The following is an 18,724-nucleotide window of genomic DNA, read 5'->3' on the forward strand; positions in this document are numbered from 1 at the left end:
CGCCGAGGTCGAACGCTGGATCGACGACCACCTCCCCGACCTCCGCCGCCGCCTCCAGATCGCCCGGAACACCGCAAACCTCCCCAACTGGTCTCCCGCCGGAGCCGCCACCCTGGTGCCATACGAGGAGAAGACGGTGCTGCCGCCGTCCGAAGCACGCCGGCTCGGCGCGGAGCTGGCCGCCCAATACAAGGGCATCAAGCCGGACGTCCTGTTCGATCCCGGCCTGGACGAGAAATATCAAAAAATCGTGGACGCTCTCGCCGCCCACGCCCACGATGCGCAATTCACCACCGCCTTCTTCGCCGGACTCGGTCTGGACCGCACGCTGCGTCTCCCCGAACTGCTCCGACGCGGCCTGCAGCAAGGAGATCAGGCCGCGGTCGACACCGTCAGCCAGGCCCTCGGCACGGCCGTCAGCGCAGGCGCCACCGTCACCGGCTTCGCCCCCATCGCCAACGGCCTGAAGAAGAAGGCCGCGAACCACGACGAGCAGCAAGCGATCGGGGAACTCCTGTCGGCCGGCCATTTCCCCACCGAATGGCTCGCCGAGGTGGTCGCCGTCCAGGTATTCACTCCCGGCGACAAGACCACGGGGAAGGGACTCACCCCTTACCTGGAAGCACTGGCGAAGGACCCGGGCGCGGCCCGTCTAGCGATCAGCCTGGCCACCACCGACAGCCCGTTGCCCAGAGACGCGTTCGCCAGGCTGTCTGCGCCTCACCACTCTGTAACACTCGAGGATCGACGACCGGACCTGGTGACCTTCCTGAAGGACCTCAACGACCGGGCCAGAGTCGACGACACCTCCGCCGACGCATTCGGCCGCGTCCTTGCAGCCGCCTCGGGAGCCTACGACGAGAGGGACGGGCAGCACAGTGACATTGCAGCCAGGTTCGCCTTCACCGTCATCACCACCGCAGACGACTTCAAACTGGCCGAGCCCACCCGAATCCACCTCGCCGAAATAGCAGGCTCCTACGCCACCGAAATTGCCCAGGGAGCAACCTTCGGAGACGTCAACCATTTACTTCCGAGCACCTTTGGCGAGACCCGATCTGCAGTCCCTGGACTCAACCCCATGTTCCAACTGAACACCAAAGACACCTATAGATTCATGCAGACCTTCACTAACAACCTTGAGAACCAGGCGCCCTTTCAGGCGGGGATGGGGTCGCTGACCAGAAAACTGACGGGTGAAGGGTCGAGCGCGGCCGGACCAACGGATATCCGGCGACTAGACGACGTCTTCGCCATTCTTGGAAGCGCAAGAGGCCTCCAGTTGGCGGCCAGAGACAAATGGGATAACGCGAAGGATCAAGCGGAAGACGAAGACGGCAAGATGTTCAGCTGGGTATCAGGGAACGCCCTCGGGGCAGCTGGACTGATCATCCCGGGAGGACCCGCCGGCGCCGCAGCGTGGACAGCACTAAGCACCGCGTGGTCAACGTACGACACATATAAGCCCGACACTGAATCGGAAGCCGCGAAGAGTCGTAGAGCTGACGAACTGGAAACACTCGGACGTCAGCACTACATCGCCCAGACACTTATGAACATCGGTTTCCAAGCGACCGTTTCCCCTCAGGACTTCCAGTCGAAGCATCCATCCGTCATCCCGATCGCGGACACAGGGGGACAGCTACTTCCTTTCACCGACATTCTTAAGAACGGCAAGGAAGGGCTGGAGTCCTTGGATCGATGGTTCATAGAGAACGGGATGGGGGGCCAGGATGATATGTCCCTCGGGAAGATATCCGAACGCCTCTCGGATCGATACAATGGCCAGAAGTCTATTTCATCAGCACGCGCCCATCTTTTCGATAAATAAATTAACTCATGCAGGCAAGCAGTCGGTCTCCCCGCTGACCACATACAACGACCGACCAGGCGAGCTGAAGATCAACGTAGTCCGTGTTGCACTATTCGCCACACGGACAGGCTTGCCAGGAGAGCCCACAGAGACAACCTTATAGTCCGCCACTCGACTCATGGCGCCAACCAACAATGCATTAAGGGCTTCCGGGTCATCGCTACCTGCAGAGTCTCGGCCAGTGGCGGCGAACGTCTGCTTCACTCTGCCGTCTCCACAAGATATATCCTTCCCACCGGGGTCAGTGATCTTAACGTCGATCGCCATTCGCTCCTGCAACAACTGGAGAACATGGCCCTTCAAAGTCTGGCCGACTTGTGCGGCAGTGGGGTCTTTGTCAGCCGTACAGGAAGTCAGCGCAAAAGGTATGAGAAGGACGATGATGGCGAGCTTGCGGCGGAGGTTCAGGGAACTGGACTTCTGCGTCATCTTCGACTCCGCGTCTGGCCGGAACAGGGCTGCGCCCTACATAATCTCAGCCAGAGCCGCTGCGCCACCTAGTATCCACATGTCCACTGAGACCTTCATCGCAGCAGGAGTCACGCCTTGCCCATCGACGACGATTTGGTACCGAACCCCCGGCATCAGGACCTGGAGGCGGCCCTGGCCGCCGTCCGAGCACACGTTCAGGCGCTGGAGACGGTTCTCGATCCCGCATGTGCGAAGTTCGGTGGCCAGGCCGTGTGGGTGGGTCCTACCGCTCGCGTCTTCGGCGAGGAGATGAACGGCCGGCGGGCGCGTATCAAGACGGCCGTTCATCACGTCCTGGCGGAACTAGAGGCCGAGCTGCGGTCCACCCCGACCCAGATCTCGCGCGTGGCGGCAACAACCGTGGCCGGCTGGTCCTAGCCTCGTCGCACGCTGCTTCCATCCCGCCGATTCCATACGTGCCGTCACTAGCACTATGACGAGGATGGGAGGGCCGTCGGATCAGGTGCTCGCACGGTGGACAGAGCTTCTCGCCACTCGGTGGTGGCCGAACCTGTCTCCGAAAGAAGAGCGTCGAATTCGTGAGCTCTCACCACCACCGTAATGCTTGGTGCGCTCTGCGTCGCGTGTACGGCTGCAGTGGCGAAATGGCAGGCTTCTTCGATCTCGCCCGCTTTGGCAAGGACGGAGGCGTAGGCGAGCCGGACCAAGGCCGGATCGTTGGAGTCCTCAGCCTTGTACAAGGCGAGTGCCCGGGTCATCGCATCGGCCGTACCGGGCACATCCCCCAGATCCGACCGGCCACGGGCCTCATAGAACATCTGCCGCTCAGGCTGGAACGACAGCACTCCCGGCTGGAGCATGTCCTCGGCACAGCGGTCCAGGGTGTACCGAGATCGGTTGATGGCACGCTCGAACGCCGATCGATCGCCCAGTGATGCGTGGGCAAGGGCCGCGAAGCCCCACATCCACGCGATGGCCGGTGTTGCGGCGACGGCGTGCTCCAATCGGGGAAGGACCAATGCGAGAGCCGCCCGGGGATCTCCGGCGTAGGTCGGGATGAGCGCGGTGCTGGCCAGCGCCAGGTCGGCGAGGTGACGGTCGCCGGCCTCGTCTGGCGCGCGGGTCGCGGTCGCGTACCAGCGCCGGGCGAGCGGGAAGTGGTTGGCGCAGAACATGATCTCGCCCACCACGATGGCCAGCTTCGCGCCAACTCGGGTCAGCCTGCGTTGCGCCTCGACTGGGTGCCGGTTTTTGAGTAGTTCCCGCACGCTCGCGAGATGTATGAGCGCCTCGGGCAGGACGGCAGGAGGGGGAACCGTCCGCCCGAGCCGGTCCACCTCGGCCTCCAGGTGGAGCACGCGCGCCTCGCTTACGCTGCTGGCGTCGAGGGCCTGTTCGAGCAGGTCTGGGCCGCGCCAGAGGGAGTCGGTCAAGCCGAGGGCCATGGTGGTGGCGCCGAGGTGGAAGACTTCTCGCCGGTTCGTGGCCGCCTCCCGGGGAGTGGAGGGCGTCGGTGCGACGCCGGAGCCGTTACCCCCAGGGTCGTACGGTGCGAGCAGTTCCGCAACGGTGCGGCCGGGGAACATCCGCTCCAGCACCCGGCAGTGATCGGCCTGCGGCTTGGTCTTCAGATGCCCCTTCATCCACCGGCCGAACGCCTCACGACTCGGCGACGACCCGATCAACCGCCGATCGATGCTCCGCGCCACCTTGTCGTACTCCAGGCAGAACGCCCGATGCGTCTCCTGATGACGCTTCGACAACAGCACCTTCAACAACGTCTGCCGCTGGGGCATGCGGGACACCGCCTCAAGAATCAGACCTTACACGGTGAGTAATTTCTCTGACACGTTAGGTCATCAGCCGGGCTCTGGTCGGCCGTTCGCGCAAGCTGTGGATAACGGGACGCGAGCGTGACACGTGGGGGGCAATCTCGCGCCGCTCCAGGACACCGGCGGGAGACGGTGGGGGTTGGGGGGCGTCTTTAGCGTGCCGGGCGTTCTCTGTCCGATTCGAAGGTGACTGCCGACTCATATGTCCAGCTCTGTGGCTTCTATCGAGCCTTTCGTGGCCGTGCAGCGCATTCGGTATGCGGTGTGGTGCGTCGGCCTGTCCCTCGCGCTGCTGATCACGAGTACCGTGCCGTGGCTGCGCCCTACCAGTCCGTCGTCCCCAGGCGCGTCTCTGTCCCTCTGGGAACTGCCGAGCTCGCACATCGCCACGGTGAGGGCGCATGGCGTCGGCACACTCGGCATGCTGCTGCTCGCACTCTCCCTGACCCTGCTCGCCGCGCTCCTTCCGGCGCGCCCCATGGTGCTCGGCGCGCTGCTAGCGGCCGTGCTGAGCTTCCTGAACACCATGGGGCTGCACCAGGCCTTCGCCGAGGGCCACGTCCGCCCGGCCGGCGTCCCGGCCTCACTCAGCGCCGCGCCCGGCGTGGCGGCCGCTCTGGCCGAGATGTTCGCGCTGGTCCTCGGGCTTGGCCTGCTCGCGCTGGTGGACACCGCCGATGAGCGTGACGCCGTTCGGCGGGTGACGGTCTGCGCAGGGCAACGGCTCACGCTCTCCCCGTGGTCGGCGGAGGCCGGTCGGAGGCTGGGGCACGCGGTGCGGGGCGGTACGGCCTGCCTGCTGTTGCTCATCGGGAGCACGCTCCCCTGGGTGTGCCTCAAGAACGACGGCGAGGACGTGCTCCGGTACCTGTCAATGTGGGACCTGGCCGGCGGGTCCGCCGGTCGCGAGGTGACCTCGGCCGCCGAGGTGACTCTGTCGCTGCTGGTGGTGTCAGTCCTGCTCGTCCTGCTGGTCGCGACCGAGCCGGACCGGTTCGTCGCCTGCTGGGCGCTGTTGGCCGTGTGCCTGACGTCGGCGTCGCTGTGGTGGCTCGCCCGCGCACTCGGCCGTCTCGGGCAGGGCCGGGACGGCGTCGAGGTGACCACGCTGCCGGGTCAGGCCGTCACGGTGGTGGTGCTCGGGCTCGCCGCGGTCACCGCCGCACTCGTCGTCCTGCCCGGCCACCGCTCCTCGGTGTCTCGTCGTACGGCCTGGCACCGCCGTCCCGCACAGGACGTGAAGACACAGCGGTGACGTGCGGCCGACATGGCCGCGGCCGTTGACGGGCCGCGGCTGAGTGCCGACGGACGCACCCGAGGAGCTTGACTCCCGCCGAGCCTCGGGCTCAGGCCAGGAACCTCAGCCGGGCCTGAGCCCGAACGGCGATCCGAACCGCCCCCCGGAACCACGCTCCGGGACCCGCGGCCCACTCCTGGCCCTCACCCGGCCGTACGCGGTCCTGGCGTACCGGCGGGTCTTCTCCACTGTGAAGGACACGTAGACCATGCGCGTTGACGCCACTGGCACCACTCCCGTCATCCGCCTGTTCGAGCGGGCGGCGTTCGCCTCCGGCGAGGCGTCCGTACCTGAGGCCCGGCAGTGGGCGGCCAAGCTGCTCACCGGCCACCCGCGGCTGGACGACGCCCTCCTGCTGCTGTCGGAGACGGTCACCAACGCGGTGCTGCACACCCGGTCGGCGGCGGTCGGCGTCGTCCTGCTGCTCGGGGACGACGACCGCCTGCAGATCGAGGTGGTGGACGAGGGCGCCGAGACCTCGCCGTGCGTCTGCCGGCACACCAGGGCCGAGGACGATCTCGCCGAGTCGGGCCGGGGCATCCGCCTGCTCCGGGCCCTCGCCGACCAGTGGGGCTTCATCGAGGAGCGCCCACGATGCGTCGTCTGGTTCACCTTGCACGCCGGAAACCCGTGAAGGCTCGTCCACGTATGCGGCCCCTAGGACGGCTCGACGCCCCGGACCGCTACTCCTCGACAGGGTCGTCACGATCGGCCAGGACCTTGAGGGCGAGTTGCCAGAGCGATCCCTGCCCTGGCAGCACCCACCGAGAGGGGCCCTGAACGGCGACCGGACGCTTCTGCGGATCCCAACCGGCCTGGTTCCAGATCTCCGTCACCAGGCCGGTCGGCGAGTATCGCCTACCATCGACCGCCCAGACCAGCGGCTTGGACCGTTCGTTCACCCAGGCGGCCTGACCGCGTCGAGCGTCCTCAGCGAGCCAGGGGAGAACGGCCTCGCGTTCCGGAAGGGTGGCACACTCGAATTCCAGCATGGTGCCATCGGCGAGCCGGTCAGCGTCTACGAGAGTGGGAACCGCGTTCGGCCGCCGCGCTCGCGGCGTCTTTGCAGGCGGGCGGTAGTCCGCGGGCAGTTCCGGAATCTCCTGTCCGCTGGCGATCTCACGGAGGACCGCACTCGTGAGGATCACGCAGCGCTCAGGACTGGCGAAAGTGCTGCTGACGAACGAAGTGGGACCGAACTCGCGGTCAACGCCGTTGATGATACGGGTGAGAATCCCGGCCGCCAGTTCCGGAATCCTCACCCGTACGGCCTCTATGTCGAAATCCGGGCCGTCGATCCCCTCGAGGTCGAGGTGCTGGAAGATGATGTGCGTCACCAGGTAATCGGCGTGGTCGGCGATGGCGCGGACTCGCCCTTCCCGTTCGGCCTTGTTCACCTGCAATGCCGCCCCGATGGCCCGCATGATCAGCACGGAGTGCCAGATCTGGTACGCGCTCGGAGCGGGATCGAACAGCAGCCGGTAGGCGTCGGTCTCCCAGAGCAGGTCCGTACTTCGCTTCGCCCGGACGGTCAGCTCGGTTCTGCGATGCGCACAAGCCAGGGCGATCGCGGCCTGGATGACGGAACACCCGGCCTCCGGCAGCGGGTCGGGCTCGCCACGGCGGAAGGTGTAGGCCTTGTCGAGGGAGAGTGCGAAATCCTCTCGGATGAGCGTCTGCTTGGGATCGAGGGCGACAATGATGTCTCTGCGCTCAACCCGGTTCTGGGTGTTGGTAGCACGGGTCACCGACCTGCCGAACTCCGCAGGGGTATTCCTGGTCGTAATGATCTTCACGCTGACGAATGCCTCCGCCGTCGCCTCGGGATCACGACGATTCGCTTCCGCAGCGGCGGCGACCGTCTGCGCTCCGTTGACCACGCTGGCGCCCTCCATCTTGAGCTGGAGTGGTCCCTTGCTACGCGGACTCCACGCCTCACGCACCACGAGATCGCAGAGGATGGTGATCCCGTTGTTGAAGTACCAGAAGTCCTGCGGGCTCTCGATCAGTGTTTCTACGAGCCCATGGTTGACCTCGGTCAGGCCGAGGGATCGGCGGATGTTCTGGGAGAACAGCCGGTCTCCGTGTTCCTCGTGCCATTGGGCGATTTCCCCAGCGGACACCCTTCCCTGGTATGCCTCATACGGCTCTCCGAAGGGCATCCACTGGTCCATGTGCGCGGGCAAGGTGATCAAAGGGTCCGCTAGATCATCCCGGATGGCGTGCCAGAAACGCTCCACCGACCAAATGTCGTAGTCCAGTTTCTTGTCGTAGTCGGTGTTGAATTCATGCTGCAGATCATGGAAGCAGGCCACGACCTCCGCGGAGAGCCCGCCCTCCCCCATGAGGGCGACCACCAGCGTGATCCGTCCCTGCGGGTCTGCCAGGACGGACTTCAACTGCTCGGCATGCTGCTGAAGCCGGCTATTGAACCGCTCGAACTTCTGCTGGTCGAGCAACCTCAGCCCCTGGTCGAACTTGAGGGCGTCGTCGACTCCGAACCCGGCGGTGCCCTTGTCCTTCCACTTGGTCTGGATGAGCAGGAGGTGAAGGCCGCCGTCGGCGAAGGCGACCGCGTCGATCCCGAGGTCGCTCCGACCGTCGATGACGCAGTCGGCGGCCTCTTGGCTGGAACAGCCGGTGAGCTTCCTGGCGACAAGCGCGGCCATGGCCCGGCTGAGGAACTTCCGTTCGAACTCCTGCGGCTGCATCCTCTCCGCGTCGCTCATGACGATGAGGTCGTCGAACTCCTTGTGCAAGGCGTTCGCGACCTGAAGAACATGCCGGGGCATTCCAGCCGGCTTCACCATCTGCTACTCCACCTCATGTCGTGTCTCGGCCGCCGACGCCCTGGTCAGCCGAGCGGTACTTCATCCCGCTTCGCGGGGATACCGGTCATGTCGATCGACTGCACCGCGATGGCCGATCCAGAGTCCCACCCTCAGGTCGAGCGACGCGGCCGTCCACCCACCCTCAATCGCCCTCTGTCGGACGTCTCACGGCGATCTCCACCGATGGGCCATTCCAGCCCGTCGGGGTCTTCAAATGGCACAGACCTTGAAGGCTTCGTCCGAGACGTCGACCGCCCCCAGATCTCCTGGAAACGAGGCAAGACGAGAAAGATGTCATCCCGCCCGGTCCCAAGCCCATTGAGTCTCAGTGCGCACATGGCCGCTTCGCGGAGTTGCGCACAAGTCACGGCCTGTGCATACATCACGACATAGATTGCCAGCCCTCGGCCCGTCTTGCAGGTGATATCGGCGAAGTCCGATTCCATCGACGACTGGAGCCCGTGGTGCAGTAACTCCGCCATGAAGCTGTGCCTCGGGGGCCTCAGCCTGGACGGGATCTCCGCGTTCAGCGGGGCGCGGAGCAGAATGCAGTACGGTCAGCGACCAGCCTCGCGGCTCGCGTGACACGCTCATCCATCCGCCAGGACCAGTTCTTGCGAAGCACGGCATGCTCACTTGTGTATTGAGTGAACAGATGATTTACTCGAACCCGGCGGCCATCAAGCTTTCGGCTCCAAGCCTCCGGCGAATGCTCACAGTGCGGCCGACTCGCAGCCGGACGCCGAATGATTACGCACAGTGACCTCCTGGAGGCGAAATGAAACTTCCTCCTGATTCCGCTCTGACTGGGAACCCCGATGTCGTCCGTTTGTCGACGAGCCTGTTCGACCGGCGGCCGGATGACTGTCGCGACTTCGCCGCCGTCAAGGCCCGGCCGCACGTGTGGCCTGCTGTCTACGAGAAGCGGCGGTACGCACCGTGGGAGAGCTTTCCCCTTGGCGTGGTCATGCGCGCGCTCGATGACGTGGAGTTCGACGGAGCCGACGCCGACGAGGCGGTGGAAAAGGCCGTCGCCGCCAACCGCACCCCGCTGCACCCGAGCGCCGCCGCCTGGGTCCGACATGCCGTCCATACCTACCTCGAGGCGGGCGAGGACATGGACGCCGCCTTGGCGGCCGAGGGCGTCACGCTCAGGCCGGAGCGCCTGCCAAGGGTCGTCCAAGGTGGCCGCTCGCCGATGGAGATGCGCGTTCTCACCGCCTGGGGGCGCTGGTACGCCACGGCTGACGGCTCGGTCGTCGAGTTCCGCCGGATGCGAATGCGGATGCCGTACGGCCGCCCTGATGCCGTTTCCACCCAGGCCGTGGCCTATGTGGCGGCGGCCGGCCGTCGGGTGACCGACCCCGGCGACCTCTACACGCTCGTTCCAGTGCCGGTGCTAAGAGAAGACACTCTGCCCGCACGAGTACGGGTCGTGGAGGTCGGCCTGACCACCGGGCTCGACAAAGTGCTCCTCGACATGACTTCGGAAGAGGTCCAGCAGGGGTACCGGACAGCGGTCCGGCCCGCTGCCGCCGCGTTGCTGGCCGGGGGCCCCAGAGTTCCCGGCCAAGACTGCGCCGACTGCAAGACCCGAGCATCCTGTGGACTGATCGTGCCGACTCCCGGCCTGCTCGGACTTGGCGATCGCGGCACGCATCGCCGCACCTGGTCCATTACGACCGCCCGGCGTTACCAGGTTTGCCCAGCGCAGAGCCACCTTCGCGACCTTCGCGTCCCCGGCGAAGGCAGTGACAGCGTCGCGACCCAACGAGGTCTGGACGTGCACCGGTGGCTAGAGGTCGCTCACTGGCGTGGACGACCTTGCACGCCGGCCGATCTTCCCGAGCCGGGGGCCGCCGACTGCGGCATCGCCGACACCCTCATGGATCGGCAGCGCTACCACAAAGTCCGGCCCTACCTGCTGCAGCACATACGCTGCTGTCCGCTGGCCGCTGACGGCGAGATCACAGACGTCCAGCCAGAGCGCCGGATCGCGACGTACGACGCGACGGCCGATGTCGTCGTGCTGGCCGACCCGGACCTGCTCAGGCGAGTGAACGGGCTCCTGGTCTACCGCGAACAGAAGACCTCGGCCGCTCCCCGCGGCATCACCGCCGACAATGCCCTGCACATGGTCCCCCAGCTGGCGCTCGCAGTCTGCTTGATCGCGGCAGGGGTCTTCGGAGAGGCCACCGGGCTGGTGGAGCTGGAGCAGCTCACGCCGGAGTCCGCTGAGGTGATCACGCTTGACGCCGCCGATCCTGCGGTCGTCGCGGCCGCGCGGTCGGTGGTCAATGAACTGGTTCGTGACTGGCATCACGATGTCGAATTCCACGCCACCCCGGGCCCGTGGTGCGCGTTCTGTCCTGTCGCGCGGTGGTGCGGGGACGCGTTCCGCGGTGTCCCTTCGACGTCTGTGGATCTGATGGTCGACCTGGTCACCGGCGAGATCCTGACGAATCCGCACCAGCCAGACACTCGGATGGAGGCGATCGCGGAGGCGGTGGCCGAACCAGAGCTCGACGAACCCCCGTTCTAGAGCGGAACTCGATGACGATGACCACATGACCGGCCGCAATGGAACGGCTGGTCACCGCGGCTTTGCGCGCGGGCTACGCGTGGAGCGCCCGGCGCGACCGGCGAGAGGCCTGGCGACCCGCGATTGCCAACGAAACGCATGCCTTCTATCGAGGAGAGCGGAAAGCCAGGCCAACGACCAAGGTCGTCGACGTCTTCATCCGTGAGCGCGGGTCAGGTCATCGGTGCTCGCCGTGGGCGAAGCGGTCGGTGGCTTCGATGAGGCGGTCGAGGATGCCGGGCTCGGAGTAGGCGTGGCCGGCGTCGGGGATCATGTGGAAGTCGGCCTCCGGCCAGGCGCGGTGCAGGTCCCAGGCGGTTCTGGCCGGGGTGCACATGTCGTACCGGCCCTGCACGATGACGCAGGGGATGTGCCGGATCTTGTCCACATCGCGCAGCAGCTGCCCGTCCTCGAGGAAGCCGTTGTTGACGAAGTAGTGGCATTCGATGCGGGAGAAGACCACCGCGTAGTCGTCCTCGCCGTGGGTGGCGATGTAGCCGGGGTTCGGGTGCAGGGTGATCGCCGAGCCTTCCCAGACGCTCCACGCGCGGGCGGCGGGCAGCCGTACGTCCGGGTCGGGGTCGTTGAGCCGGCGGTGGAAGGCGCTGATGAAGTCGCCGCGCTCCTCCTCGGGGATCGGCGCGATGTAGCTCTCCCACAGATCGGGGTAGATCAGCGAGGCGCCGTCCTGGTAGAACCACTGCAGTTCCAGGTCGCGGAGGGTGAAGATGCCGCGCAGGACGAGCTCGGTCACCCGGTCGGGGTGGGTCTGGGCGTAGGCGAGGGAGAGGGCGCTGCCCCATGAACCGCCGAAGACCAGCCACCGGTCGATGCCGAGGTACTCGCGCAGGCGTTCCATGTCGGCGACGAGGTTCCAGGTGGTGTTGTGCTCCAGCGTGACGGCCGGGTCGCTGGCGAGCGGCAGGCTGCGCCCGCAGTTGCGCTGGTCGAACAGCACGATGCGGTACGCCTCGGGGTCGAACTGGCGGCGGTGGTCGGGGGTGCAGCCGCCGCCCGGCCCTCCGTGCACCATGACCACGGGCTTGCCGGCGGGGTTGCCGCAGACCTCCCAGTAGACCTGGTCGCCATGGCCGACGTCGAGCATGCCCGAGTCGTACGGGTCGATCGGCGGGTACAGCGTCCTCATGGCCAGCCATTCTGGCAGTGCCCGTGCCCGCCGCCTCAGCCGGGGCTCCCGTCCGGCGCGGCGAAAGCGGCTACTGATTCCGTGGAGGAACGGCTTCTCCGCCACCAATCCCGGCGTCACAAACGGGTCGTGTCACGACTTTTCGCGATTCGGTGATAGTGGTCGGAGCAGCGAGATGCCATGACGGCGAACGGAAAGGCCCGGCACGCCCGCGAAGGGAAGGGCTCTTCACCGGCTTCGGCCGGGTCCGAGTGCGGGTGCCGGGCCTTTCGTCCGCCGTTCGTACCCGCGGGAGGGGAGGGTTTTCCGCGGGTACGGCGGCTGGGGATACCGTCATGCGCTCCCCCTTGGAGCACGGCGACGCGGATCCGGCTCACGGGCCCCTTTCACGCGAGGGAGACGGGGGAGGCGGCACCCGCCCCTCGCTCCGTGAGCTGGACGTCGAGCGTCAGACCGTACCCGACGGCGGGCGCGGCCGGTGACGGCGTTCACGCGGTACGGCGCAGCGCGGGCTCGCTCGTGCCGATGTGCGGGCCGCGCGGCGGGCGCGGCACGAGGGGCGCTTCGCGATCGGCTCACCGGCTCCTGCGGAGCATCCGGCGAACGCCAGCGTGAAACCGGGCATGAAGGCCATGATTCCCCTCACTCACATAACGGTCTGCTCGGCTCCGTTTCCGGTTCACATCGAATCGAGCACGGTGGGCGATTGTTCCGGGCCGGCGGCATGGCTATGGGTATAGTCGGCGAGGCGTTGTCCAGCGAGGGTTTGTCGCACTGGACAAACAACTCGCACAGGAGCGACACATATGGGACGTCCGGAACGCGAGCTCTCCCCGGACACCGGCCCGTTACACGCTTTCGCCTTCGATCTGCGCCGACTGCGTGAGGCCGCCGGCCGGCCGAGCTATCGCCGGCTGTCCGCCGTGGCGAACTTCTCGGTGACCGCGCTCTCCGAAGCCGCCGGCGGTAACGTCCTGCCGAGCCTGGCGGTCACCCTCGCGTATGTACGGGCCTGCGGCGGCGATGTGAACGCGTGGGAGGAGCGCTGGCGCCGGGTCACCGACGAGCTGGCCGGACGCGACGGCGAGGACCCGGCGGCCGAGGTGACCGAGAACGCGCCCTACCTCGGGCTCGCGACCTTCGGACCCGAGCACGCCGGCCTGTTCTTCGGACGGGAGCGGCTGGTCGCCGAGTTGTGCGCTCGGCTCGCAGACGCCTCGCTGATCGCGGTGTTCGGCGCTTCGGGGGCCGGCAAGTCGTCCCTGTTGCGAGCCGGCCTGCTGCCTGCCGTGGCCGAGGGGATGGTGGACGGAGGCGCCTGCTGGCAGGTCGTCGTCATGACACCCGGAGAACGGCCCGTCGAGACGCTGTCCCGGTGCCTGGCCGCTCTGGCCCCTTCCCTCGGTGCGGCGGAGGCGGAGGACTCGCGCAGCGCCGCCTTCGCGTACGGCATGGCGGCCCCGCACGTCCCGGTGACGGCGAACGGCACACCGAGCGCCAACGGCACGCCGGGCATGAACGGCGCCGGCGGCACGAACGGCAGGACGGGTGCCGACGCGACGACGGCATCCCACAATGGCGCGGCGGTCCTCCACCGGCCGGTGTCCGCTGATGGCGCGGCGTCGCCCAACGGTACGACCGGGGTGAACGGCGCGGGGAGTGCGGCGAGCGACGGGCTTGCGGAGGACGGTCCGGCGGGCGTGCGGCGCTGGGTGGGACGGGTGCTCGCGGAACGCCCGGAGCCGGCGCGGCTGCTGGTGCTGGTGGACCAGTTCGAGGAGGTCTTCACCCTCTGCAGGGACGACAGGGAGCGGGCGCGGTTCGTGTCGCTGCTGGTCGCGCTGGGCGAGGAGCCCCGGGCGCGGGTGGTGCTCGGGGTGCGGGCCGACTTCTACGCGCACTGCGCCGAGCACGCCGACCTGGTGGCCGCCCTGCGCGACCGGCAGGTGCTGGTCGGCCCGATGGAGGAGGAGGACCTGCGCCGGGCGATCACCGGGCCGGCCGGGCAGACCGGCTGCAAGGTCGCCCCCGAGCTGGTCGACCTCATCGTGGCCGAGGCGGGCGAGCACGCGGGCGCGCTGCCGCTGATCTCGCACACCCTGCTGGAGACCTGGCGGCGGCGGCGCGGCACCTCGCTGACCCTGGCCGGGTACCGGGCGGCCGGAGGCGTGCGCGGCGCGATCGCCGCGACCGCCGAACGCGTGCACGACGAGCTGCCGGTGGAGCGGCGCCCCCTGGTACGGCGGGTGATGTTGCGGCTCATCGCGCCCGGCGACGGCACCGAGGACACCCGCCGGAGGGCGCGCCACGCCGAGCTGACCGGCGGCCCCGATGGCGAGGCCATGGCCGACGTCCTGGACCGGCTGATCGGCGGCCGGCTGGTCACCGCCGACCACGACAGCGTGACCATCGCGCACGAGGCGCTGATCCGCACCTGGCCGCGGCTGCGCTCGTGGCTGGCCGAGGACCGCGAGCTGCTGCGCGCCCACCGCAAGCTGACGGAGGCCGCCGCCGAGTGGGAGCAGCACGGCCGGGATCCGGCGTTCCTGTACCGGGGAGCGCGGCTGGCCGGCTGGGAGGGCAGGCCGCTTTCCGGGCTCAACGACGTGGAGCGGGCATTCCTCGCGGCGGGCCGGGCGCAGCAGGCCAGGGAGCGCGGGGCGGTGCGGCGGCGGGTGGTGCTGGCGCTCGCCGGGCTGACCTGCGCCGTCGTCGCGGTGAGCGTGCTGGCGGCCATGGCACTGGTGCAGGCCGGCGAGATCGGCGCCCAGCGCGACCTGGCCGTGTCCCGGCAGCTCGCCGCCGAGTCGCGCACTCAGGCGCAGTTCGACCCGGAGCGGGCGCTGCGGCAGGCGCGGCGGGCGTACGCCGTCCGCCCCACGCTGGAGGCGGAGACCGCGCTGCGGCAGGCGCTGATCGACGACCGGCTGATCGCCTCGCTGCCGGGGCCGGCCGGGCGGCAGCTCGGCGTGGCCTGGAGCCGGGACGGCGCGCGGGTCGCGGCCACCTCCTCGGACGGCACCGTGCGGGTGTGGACGCGGGCCGGCGGCGGTTCCGGCCTGCCCGGCGGGCCGCCGCTCGTGCTGACCGGGCACCGGGGCGAGGTGTGGAGCCCGGCGTTCAGCCCGGACGGCAGGCGCCTGGCCACGGCCGGTCAGGACGGCACCGTGCGGGTGTGGGCGCTGGACGGCGGCGTGGCGCCGCTGGTGCTGACCGGGCACGAGGGCCGGGTGTGGAGTGTGGCGTTCAGCCCGGACGGCAGGCGCCTGGCGAGCGCCGGTGACGACGGCACGGTGCGCGTGTGGAACGCGGGCGGCGGCCGGCCGGTGATGGTGCTGCGCGGGCACGACGGCCCGGTGCTCGGCGTGGCGTGGAGCCCGGACGGCCGGCGGCTGGCCGGTGGTGGCGAGGACGGCACGGTGCGCCTGTGGAACGCGGACGGCGGCCGGCCGGTGGCGGTGCTGCGCGGGCACGGAGGCGCGGTCAAGACGGTGCGGTTCAGTCCGGACGGTACGCGCGTCGCGAGCGCCGGTGCGGGCGTCGACGGCACGGCGCGGGTGTGGCCGGCCGGCGGAGACGGCGAGCCGGTGGTGCTGCGCGGGCACGACGGCACCGTCGAGGGCCTGGACTTCAGCCCCGACGGGCACTGGCTGGCCACGACCAGCGACGACGCGACCGTACGGGTCTGGAGCACGAGCGGCGCGGGCGATCCGCTGGTGGTGCGGGGCCATCAGCGGGTGGTGTGGAGCGCGGCGTTCAGTCCGGACGGGGCGCGCCTGGTCACCGCCGGGGAGGACGGCACCGTGCGGGTGTGGTCGGTGCTCGGTGGTGCCACGATCCTGCGCGGGCACCGTGACGCGGTGTGGTCGGCGGAGTTCCTGCCGGACGGGCGGCATGTCGTCAGCGGGGGGATGGACGGGACCGTCGGCGTCTGGGATGTGTCCGGCGGCCGGCGTCGCGTGCTGCGCGGCCACGACGGCGAGGTGCTCGGCGTCACCGCGGCCCGTGACGGGCGGCACGTGGCGAGCGCCGGGCGGGACGGCACGGTGCGCGTGTGGGACCTGGACGGCGAGGGCGGGCCCGTCGTGCTGCGCGGGCACAAGGGGCTGGTCTGGACGGCCCCCTTCAGCCCGGACGGCCGCCATGTCGCCACCGCCGGCATCGACGGCACCCTGCGCGTCTGGCCGGCGGACGGCTCCGGGCCGGCCCTGGTGCGCGAGGCGGACGCCGACCAGATCAGGTTCGCGGTCTTCAGCCCGGACGGCCGCCACATCGCCACCGGCGGCGCCGACGGCACCGTGCGGGTGTGGGACGTGGACGGCCGCACCGCGCCGGTGGTCCTGCGCGGTCACCAGGGGCTGGTCTGGGCGGTGGCGTTCAGCCCGGACGGCCGCCGGCTGGCCAGCGCGGGCACCGATGGGACGGTCCGCGTCTGGCCGCTGGACGGGCGTGGTGCGCCGGTGGTGCATCAGGCCCACCAGGGCATGGTGTGGTACGTGTCCTTCAGTCCGGACGGCCGCTGGGTGGCCTCGTCCGGGCACGACGCCACCGTGCGCCTCTGGCGGCCCGATCGGGCCGGTGGGCCGCTGACCGTCTCGGGGTTCGGCGCGAGCGTCGAGAGCGTCTCGTTCGCCCCTGATTCGCGGCGGATCCTGACGACGCACGACGACGGGACGGTGCGCGTGTGGGACTGTGCCGCCTGCGCCCCGGTGGACCGGCTCCTCCAGCAGGTGGACCGGGGTCTCGCCTCCCACGCCGGCCCCTGACCGAATGGCCGGTCGCCACCCGCCGGACACCGCGCGGGCGGCAGGCGCCCGGCCGGGTGCCCGTGAGGAGGGCGGACGGGCCGCGCCCCGTCCGCCCTCCTCACGGGGGTCAGCACACGATGAAGATGCTCTGCCAGCCGACGGGGGTCCGCTGCTCGGCGTAGCGGTTGGAGGCCAGCTCGAAGTGCATCACCCCGTGGGTGCCGGGCTGGTTGTACATCCGGCCGCTCTGGCCGTCGCCGTACCACTTGTACGACCCGTGGAAGGGGATGTCGGACGGGCCGCACCGGTCGATGACCACCGACCGGCCGGTGAAGGCGGGCCCCTCGTAGGCGACGTACTGGGAGGCGTAGGCGGCGGTGCCCATGAGCGCGATCATGGCGGCGGAGATGACGGGAACGAGGGCGAGTCGCTTCACGATGATCCTTCCGATGTCTCGGCGATTTACCGTGGGTATGCATACCGTCACGCTACGTGAATGAAACATGCCGCACACGGTGCGGATCACCACTCCGAGCACATGATCGGGGCAAAATCTTCGGAGCACCGGCGAGGCGGTGTCCGCCTCGACCCCTTATGCGCTGCCGCAGGATGTGATCGACGATTCCACGGCGCGGCGCCGGTCTCCCGCAGCGGTTCACGCAACGGGAGCACCGGCTGCGTGAACCGATGTGGTCAGGTCCAGATCTCCACGGTGCCGCTCATGAGCAGCCCGGCGACGAACTCGCGACGGCTGCGCACCCCCGACTTGGTGAAGATCGACTTGAGGTGATCCTGCACGGTCAGCGGCGTCATGCACAGCTCTCGGGCGATGTCGCCGGTGGCGTGTCCCTGGGCGACCCGCAGCGCGACCTCGCGCTCGCGGGCGGTCAGCCCGTAGGAGGCGAAGACGACCGGCATCATCTCCGCGGGTGAGGCCGGGGTGGCGACCACGGCCGCCTGCCCCTGCGACCGGCCGCGCAGCAGCGAGCCGCGCAGCACGAACCACGTGCCGCCGCTCGTGCGCACCCGTAGCGGGGGCGGGGTCGCGCCGCCGGCCGCCGCGGCTCTGGCCTGCTCGGCCGCCATGACGAACGGCGTCGGCGCGCCGAAGATCGGGACGGAGTCGTCGGCGAAGGAGTCCCGAAGAACGCCCCCGTTCCGACCGGCGGCGGCAACGGCGGACCCGGCATCGTCTACCCCGGCGGCGGCGGAAGCCTGAACTTCTTCTGCACCGAGACGATCTGCATCACCACGACCGTGGGCGCGATGGTCAACGGGCAGTACGTCGAGTACGGCTCCAACACCGTCTGCTACCGTTCAGAGAATCTCAGCGATCCTCTTCCTGCTTCACTGGCATCTGCCTCGATGGCTCGGGGTCTTACGTCGCCTCCACAGGCGTTTTGCGTCTCCGGGGAACTGCCCGGCGACGTGGAGCTAGGCGGCTTGCCGCTCGAGTTGCATGGCGGCGAGCAGGTTGCGGGCGGCGTTCACATCCCGGTCGTGCTCGAGACCGCACCTGCATGTCCACGTCCGGTCGGCGAGTGTGAGGTCTCCATTGACAGCTCCGCAGCCGCTGCAGAGTCTCGAGGACGGGAACCAGCGGTCGGCCGCCCACAGGCTCGAGCCGTACCACTGGGTCTTGTACTCGAGTTGGCGGAAGAACTCGCCGAACCCGAGGTCGGAGATCGCTCGGGCGAGCCGCCGGTTCTTCACCATCCCGGCGACGTTGAGTGTTTCCACGGCGATGACCCGCTTGGTTCTCGCGAGCATCGTTGTGGTCTTGTGCAGGAAGTCGGCCCGCCGGCCGGCGACCTCGAGGTGAACCCTGCCGAGCCGCTTGGCCGCTTTGGCCCGGTTGCTCGAGCCGGGCTGCCTTCTCGTGACCGCCTTGTTCGCCTTCCGCAGTTTGCGGAGTGCGCCCTTGAGTGGCTTGGGGGCGTGGACCTCGGTGATGGTGCCGTCGTCGTCCACGATCGTGGCGAA

The 18,724-nt window shown here is 68.7% G+C and carries 13 protein-coding genes; 6 read left to right on the top strand and 7 right to left on the bottom strand.

Going from position 1 to position 18,724, the window contains the following annotated elements; translation table 11 throughout:
• The coding region (locus tag IEY93_RS06500) for a hypothetical protein (RefSeq protein ID WP_189162057.1) at window positions 1–1,831 on the top strand (1,831 nt) is incomplete at its 5' end.
• 6 nt (window positions 1,832–1,837) lie between these two features.
• Here the strand turns inward: IEY93_RS06500 and IEY93_RS06505 are convergent.
• Window positions 1,838–2,302: a hypothetical protein gene (locus tag IEY93_RS06505; RefSeq protein WP_189162058.1), complete on the bottom strand. Its 465-nt coding sequence runs from the start codon at window positions 2,300–2,302 to the stop codon at window positions 1,838–1,840.
• 117 nt (window positions 2,303–2,419) lie between these two features.
• On the opposite strand from IEY93_RS06505, the gene IEY93_RS06510 reads away from it, so the two are divergent.
• The gene (locus tag IEY93_RS06510; protein WP_189162059.1) at window positions 2,420–2,722 is read left to right on the top strand and encodes a hypothetical protein; all 303 of its coding nucleotides are present in this window, start codon (window positions 2,420–2,422) and stop codon (window positions 2,720–2,722) included.
• 53 nt (window positions 2,723–2,775) lie between these two features.
• Here IEY93_RS06510 and IEY93_RS06515 read toward each other — a convergent pair whose 3' ends face one another.
• A complete protein-coding gene (locus IEY93_RS06515) occupies window positions 2,776–4,101 on the bottom strand; it encodes an NsdA family TPR-like regulatory protein (RefSeq protein WP_189162060.1) in 1,326 nt (441 codons plus the stop codon).
• A gap of 457 nt (window positions 4,102–4,558) precedes the next feature.
• Here IEY93_RS06515 and IEY93_RS06520 point away from each other — a divergent pair, with 457 nt between their 5' ends.
• Together IEY93_RS06520 and IEY93_RS06525 are read left to right on the top strand one after the other, a co-directional pair.
• Window positions 4,559–5,392, top strand: a complete 834-nt coding sequence (locus tag IEY93_RS06520) for a hypothetical protein (protein WP_229690912.1) — start codon at window positions 4,559–4,561, stop codon at window positions 5,390–5,392.
• A 250-nt stretch (window positions 5,393–5,642) separates the two neighbouring features.
• Window positions 5,643–6,068, top strand: coding sequence for an ATP-binding protein (locus IEY93_RS06525; protein ID WP_189162062.1), 426 nt, complete (start codon window positions 5,643–5,645; stop codon window positions 6,066–6,068).
• A 49-nt stretch (window positions 6,069–6,117) separates the two neighbouring features.
• Here the strand turns inward: IEY93_RS06525 and IEY93_RS06530 are convergent, their stop codons facing one another.
• On the bottom strand, window positions 6,118–8,244 hold the full coding sequence (locus IEY93_RS06530) for an AIPR family protein (protein ID WP_189162063.1): 2,127 nt from the start codon (window positions 8,242–8,244) through the stop codon (window positions 6,118–6,120).
• 799 nt (window positions 8,245–9,043) lie between these two features.
• Here IEY93_RS06530 and IEY93_RS06535 point away from each other — a divergent pair.
• The gene (locus IEY93_RS06535; RefSeq protein WP_189162064.1) at window positions 9,044–10,807 is read left to right on the top strand and encodes a PD-(D/E)XK nuclease family protein; all 1,764 of its coding nucleotides are present in this window, start codon (window positions 9,044–9,046) and stop codon (window positions 10,805–10,807) included.
• A 217-nt stretch (window positions 10,808–11,024) separates the two neighbouring features.
• Here the strand turns inward: IEY93_RS06535 and pip are convergent, their stop codons facing one another.
• Window positions 11,025–11,993 (bottom strand): prolyl aminopeptidase, encoded by a 969-nt coding sequence (gene pip / locus IEY93_RS06540; RefSeq protein ID WP_189162065.1) that lies wholly within the window; start codon window positions 11,991–11,993, stop codon window positions 11,025–11,027.
• Between the two features lie 806 nt (window positions 11,994–12,799).
• Between pip and IEY93_RS06545 the strand changes: the two genes are divergently transcribed.
• Window positions 12,800–16,759 carry an nSTAND1 domain-containing NTPase gene (locus IEY93_RS06545; RefSeq protein WP_189162066.1) on the top strand — a complete coding sequence of 1,320 codons (3,960 nt, stop codon included), beginning with the start codon at window positions 12,800–12,802 and terminating at the stop codon, window positions 16,757–16,759.
• A 109-nt stretch (window positions 16,760–16,868) separates the two neighbouring features.
• Here IEY93_RS06545 and IEY93_RS06550 read toward each other — a convergent pair whose 3' ends face one another.
• The 3 genes from IEY93_RS06550 to IEY93_RS37895 form a co-directional block, all read right to left on the bottom strand.
• Window positions 16,869–17,177, bottom strand: a complete 309-nt coding sequence (locus IEY93_RS06550; RefSeq protein ID WP_189162067.1) for a MiAMP1 family antimicrobial peptide — start codon at window positions 17,175–17,177, stop codon at window positions 16,869–16,871.
• A gap of 257 nt (window positions 17,178–17,434) precedes the next feature.
• The gene (locus IEY93_RS06555) at window positions 17,435–17,827 is read right to left on the bottom strand and encodes a helix-turn-helix domain-containing protein (protein WP_189162068.1); all 393 of its coding nucleotides are present in this window, start codon (window positions 17,825–17,827) and stop codon (window positions 17,435–17,437) included.
• A 348-nt stretch (window positions 17,828–18,175) separates the two neighbouring features.
• Window positions 18,176–18,724: RNA-guided endonuclease InsQ/TnpB family protein (locus IEY93_RS37895; RefSeq protein ID WP_229690913.1), on the bottom strand; the 549-nt coding region annotated here is incomplete at its 5' end.

Origin of the sequence: Sphaerisporangium melleum, assembly GCF_014646695.1 — a bacterium.
GTDB lineage: Bacteria > Actinomycetota > Actinomycetes > Streptosporangiales > Streptosporangiaceae > Sphaerisporangium > Sphaerisporangium melleum.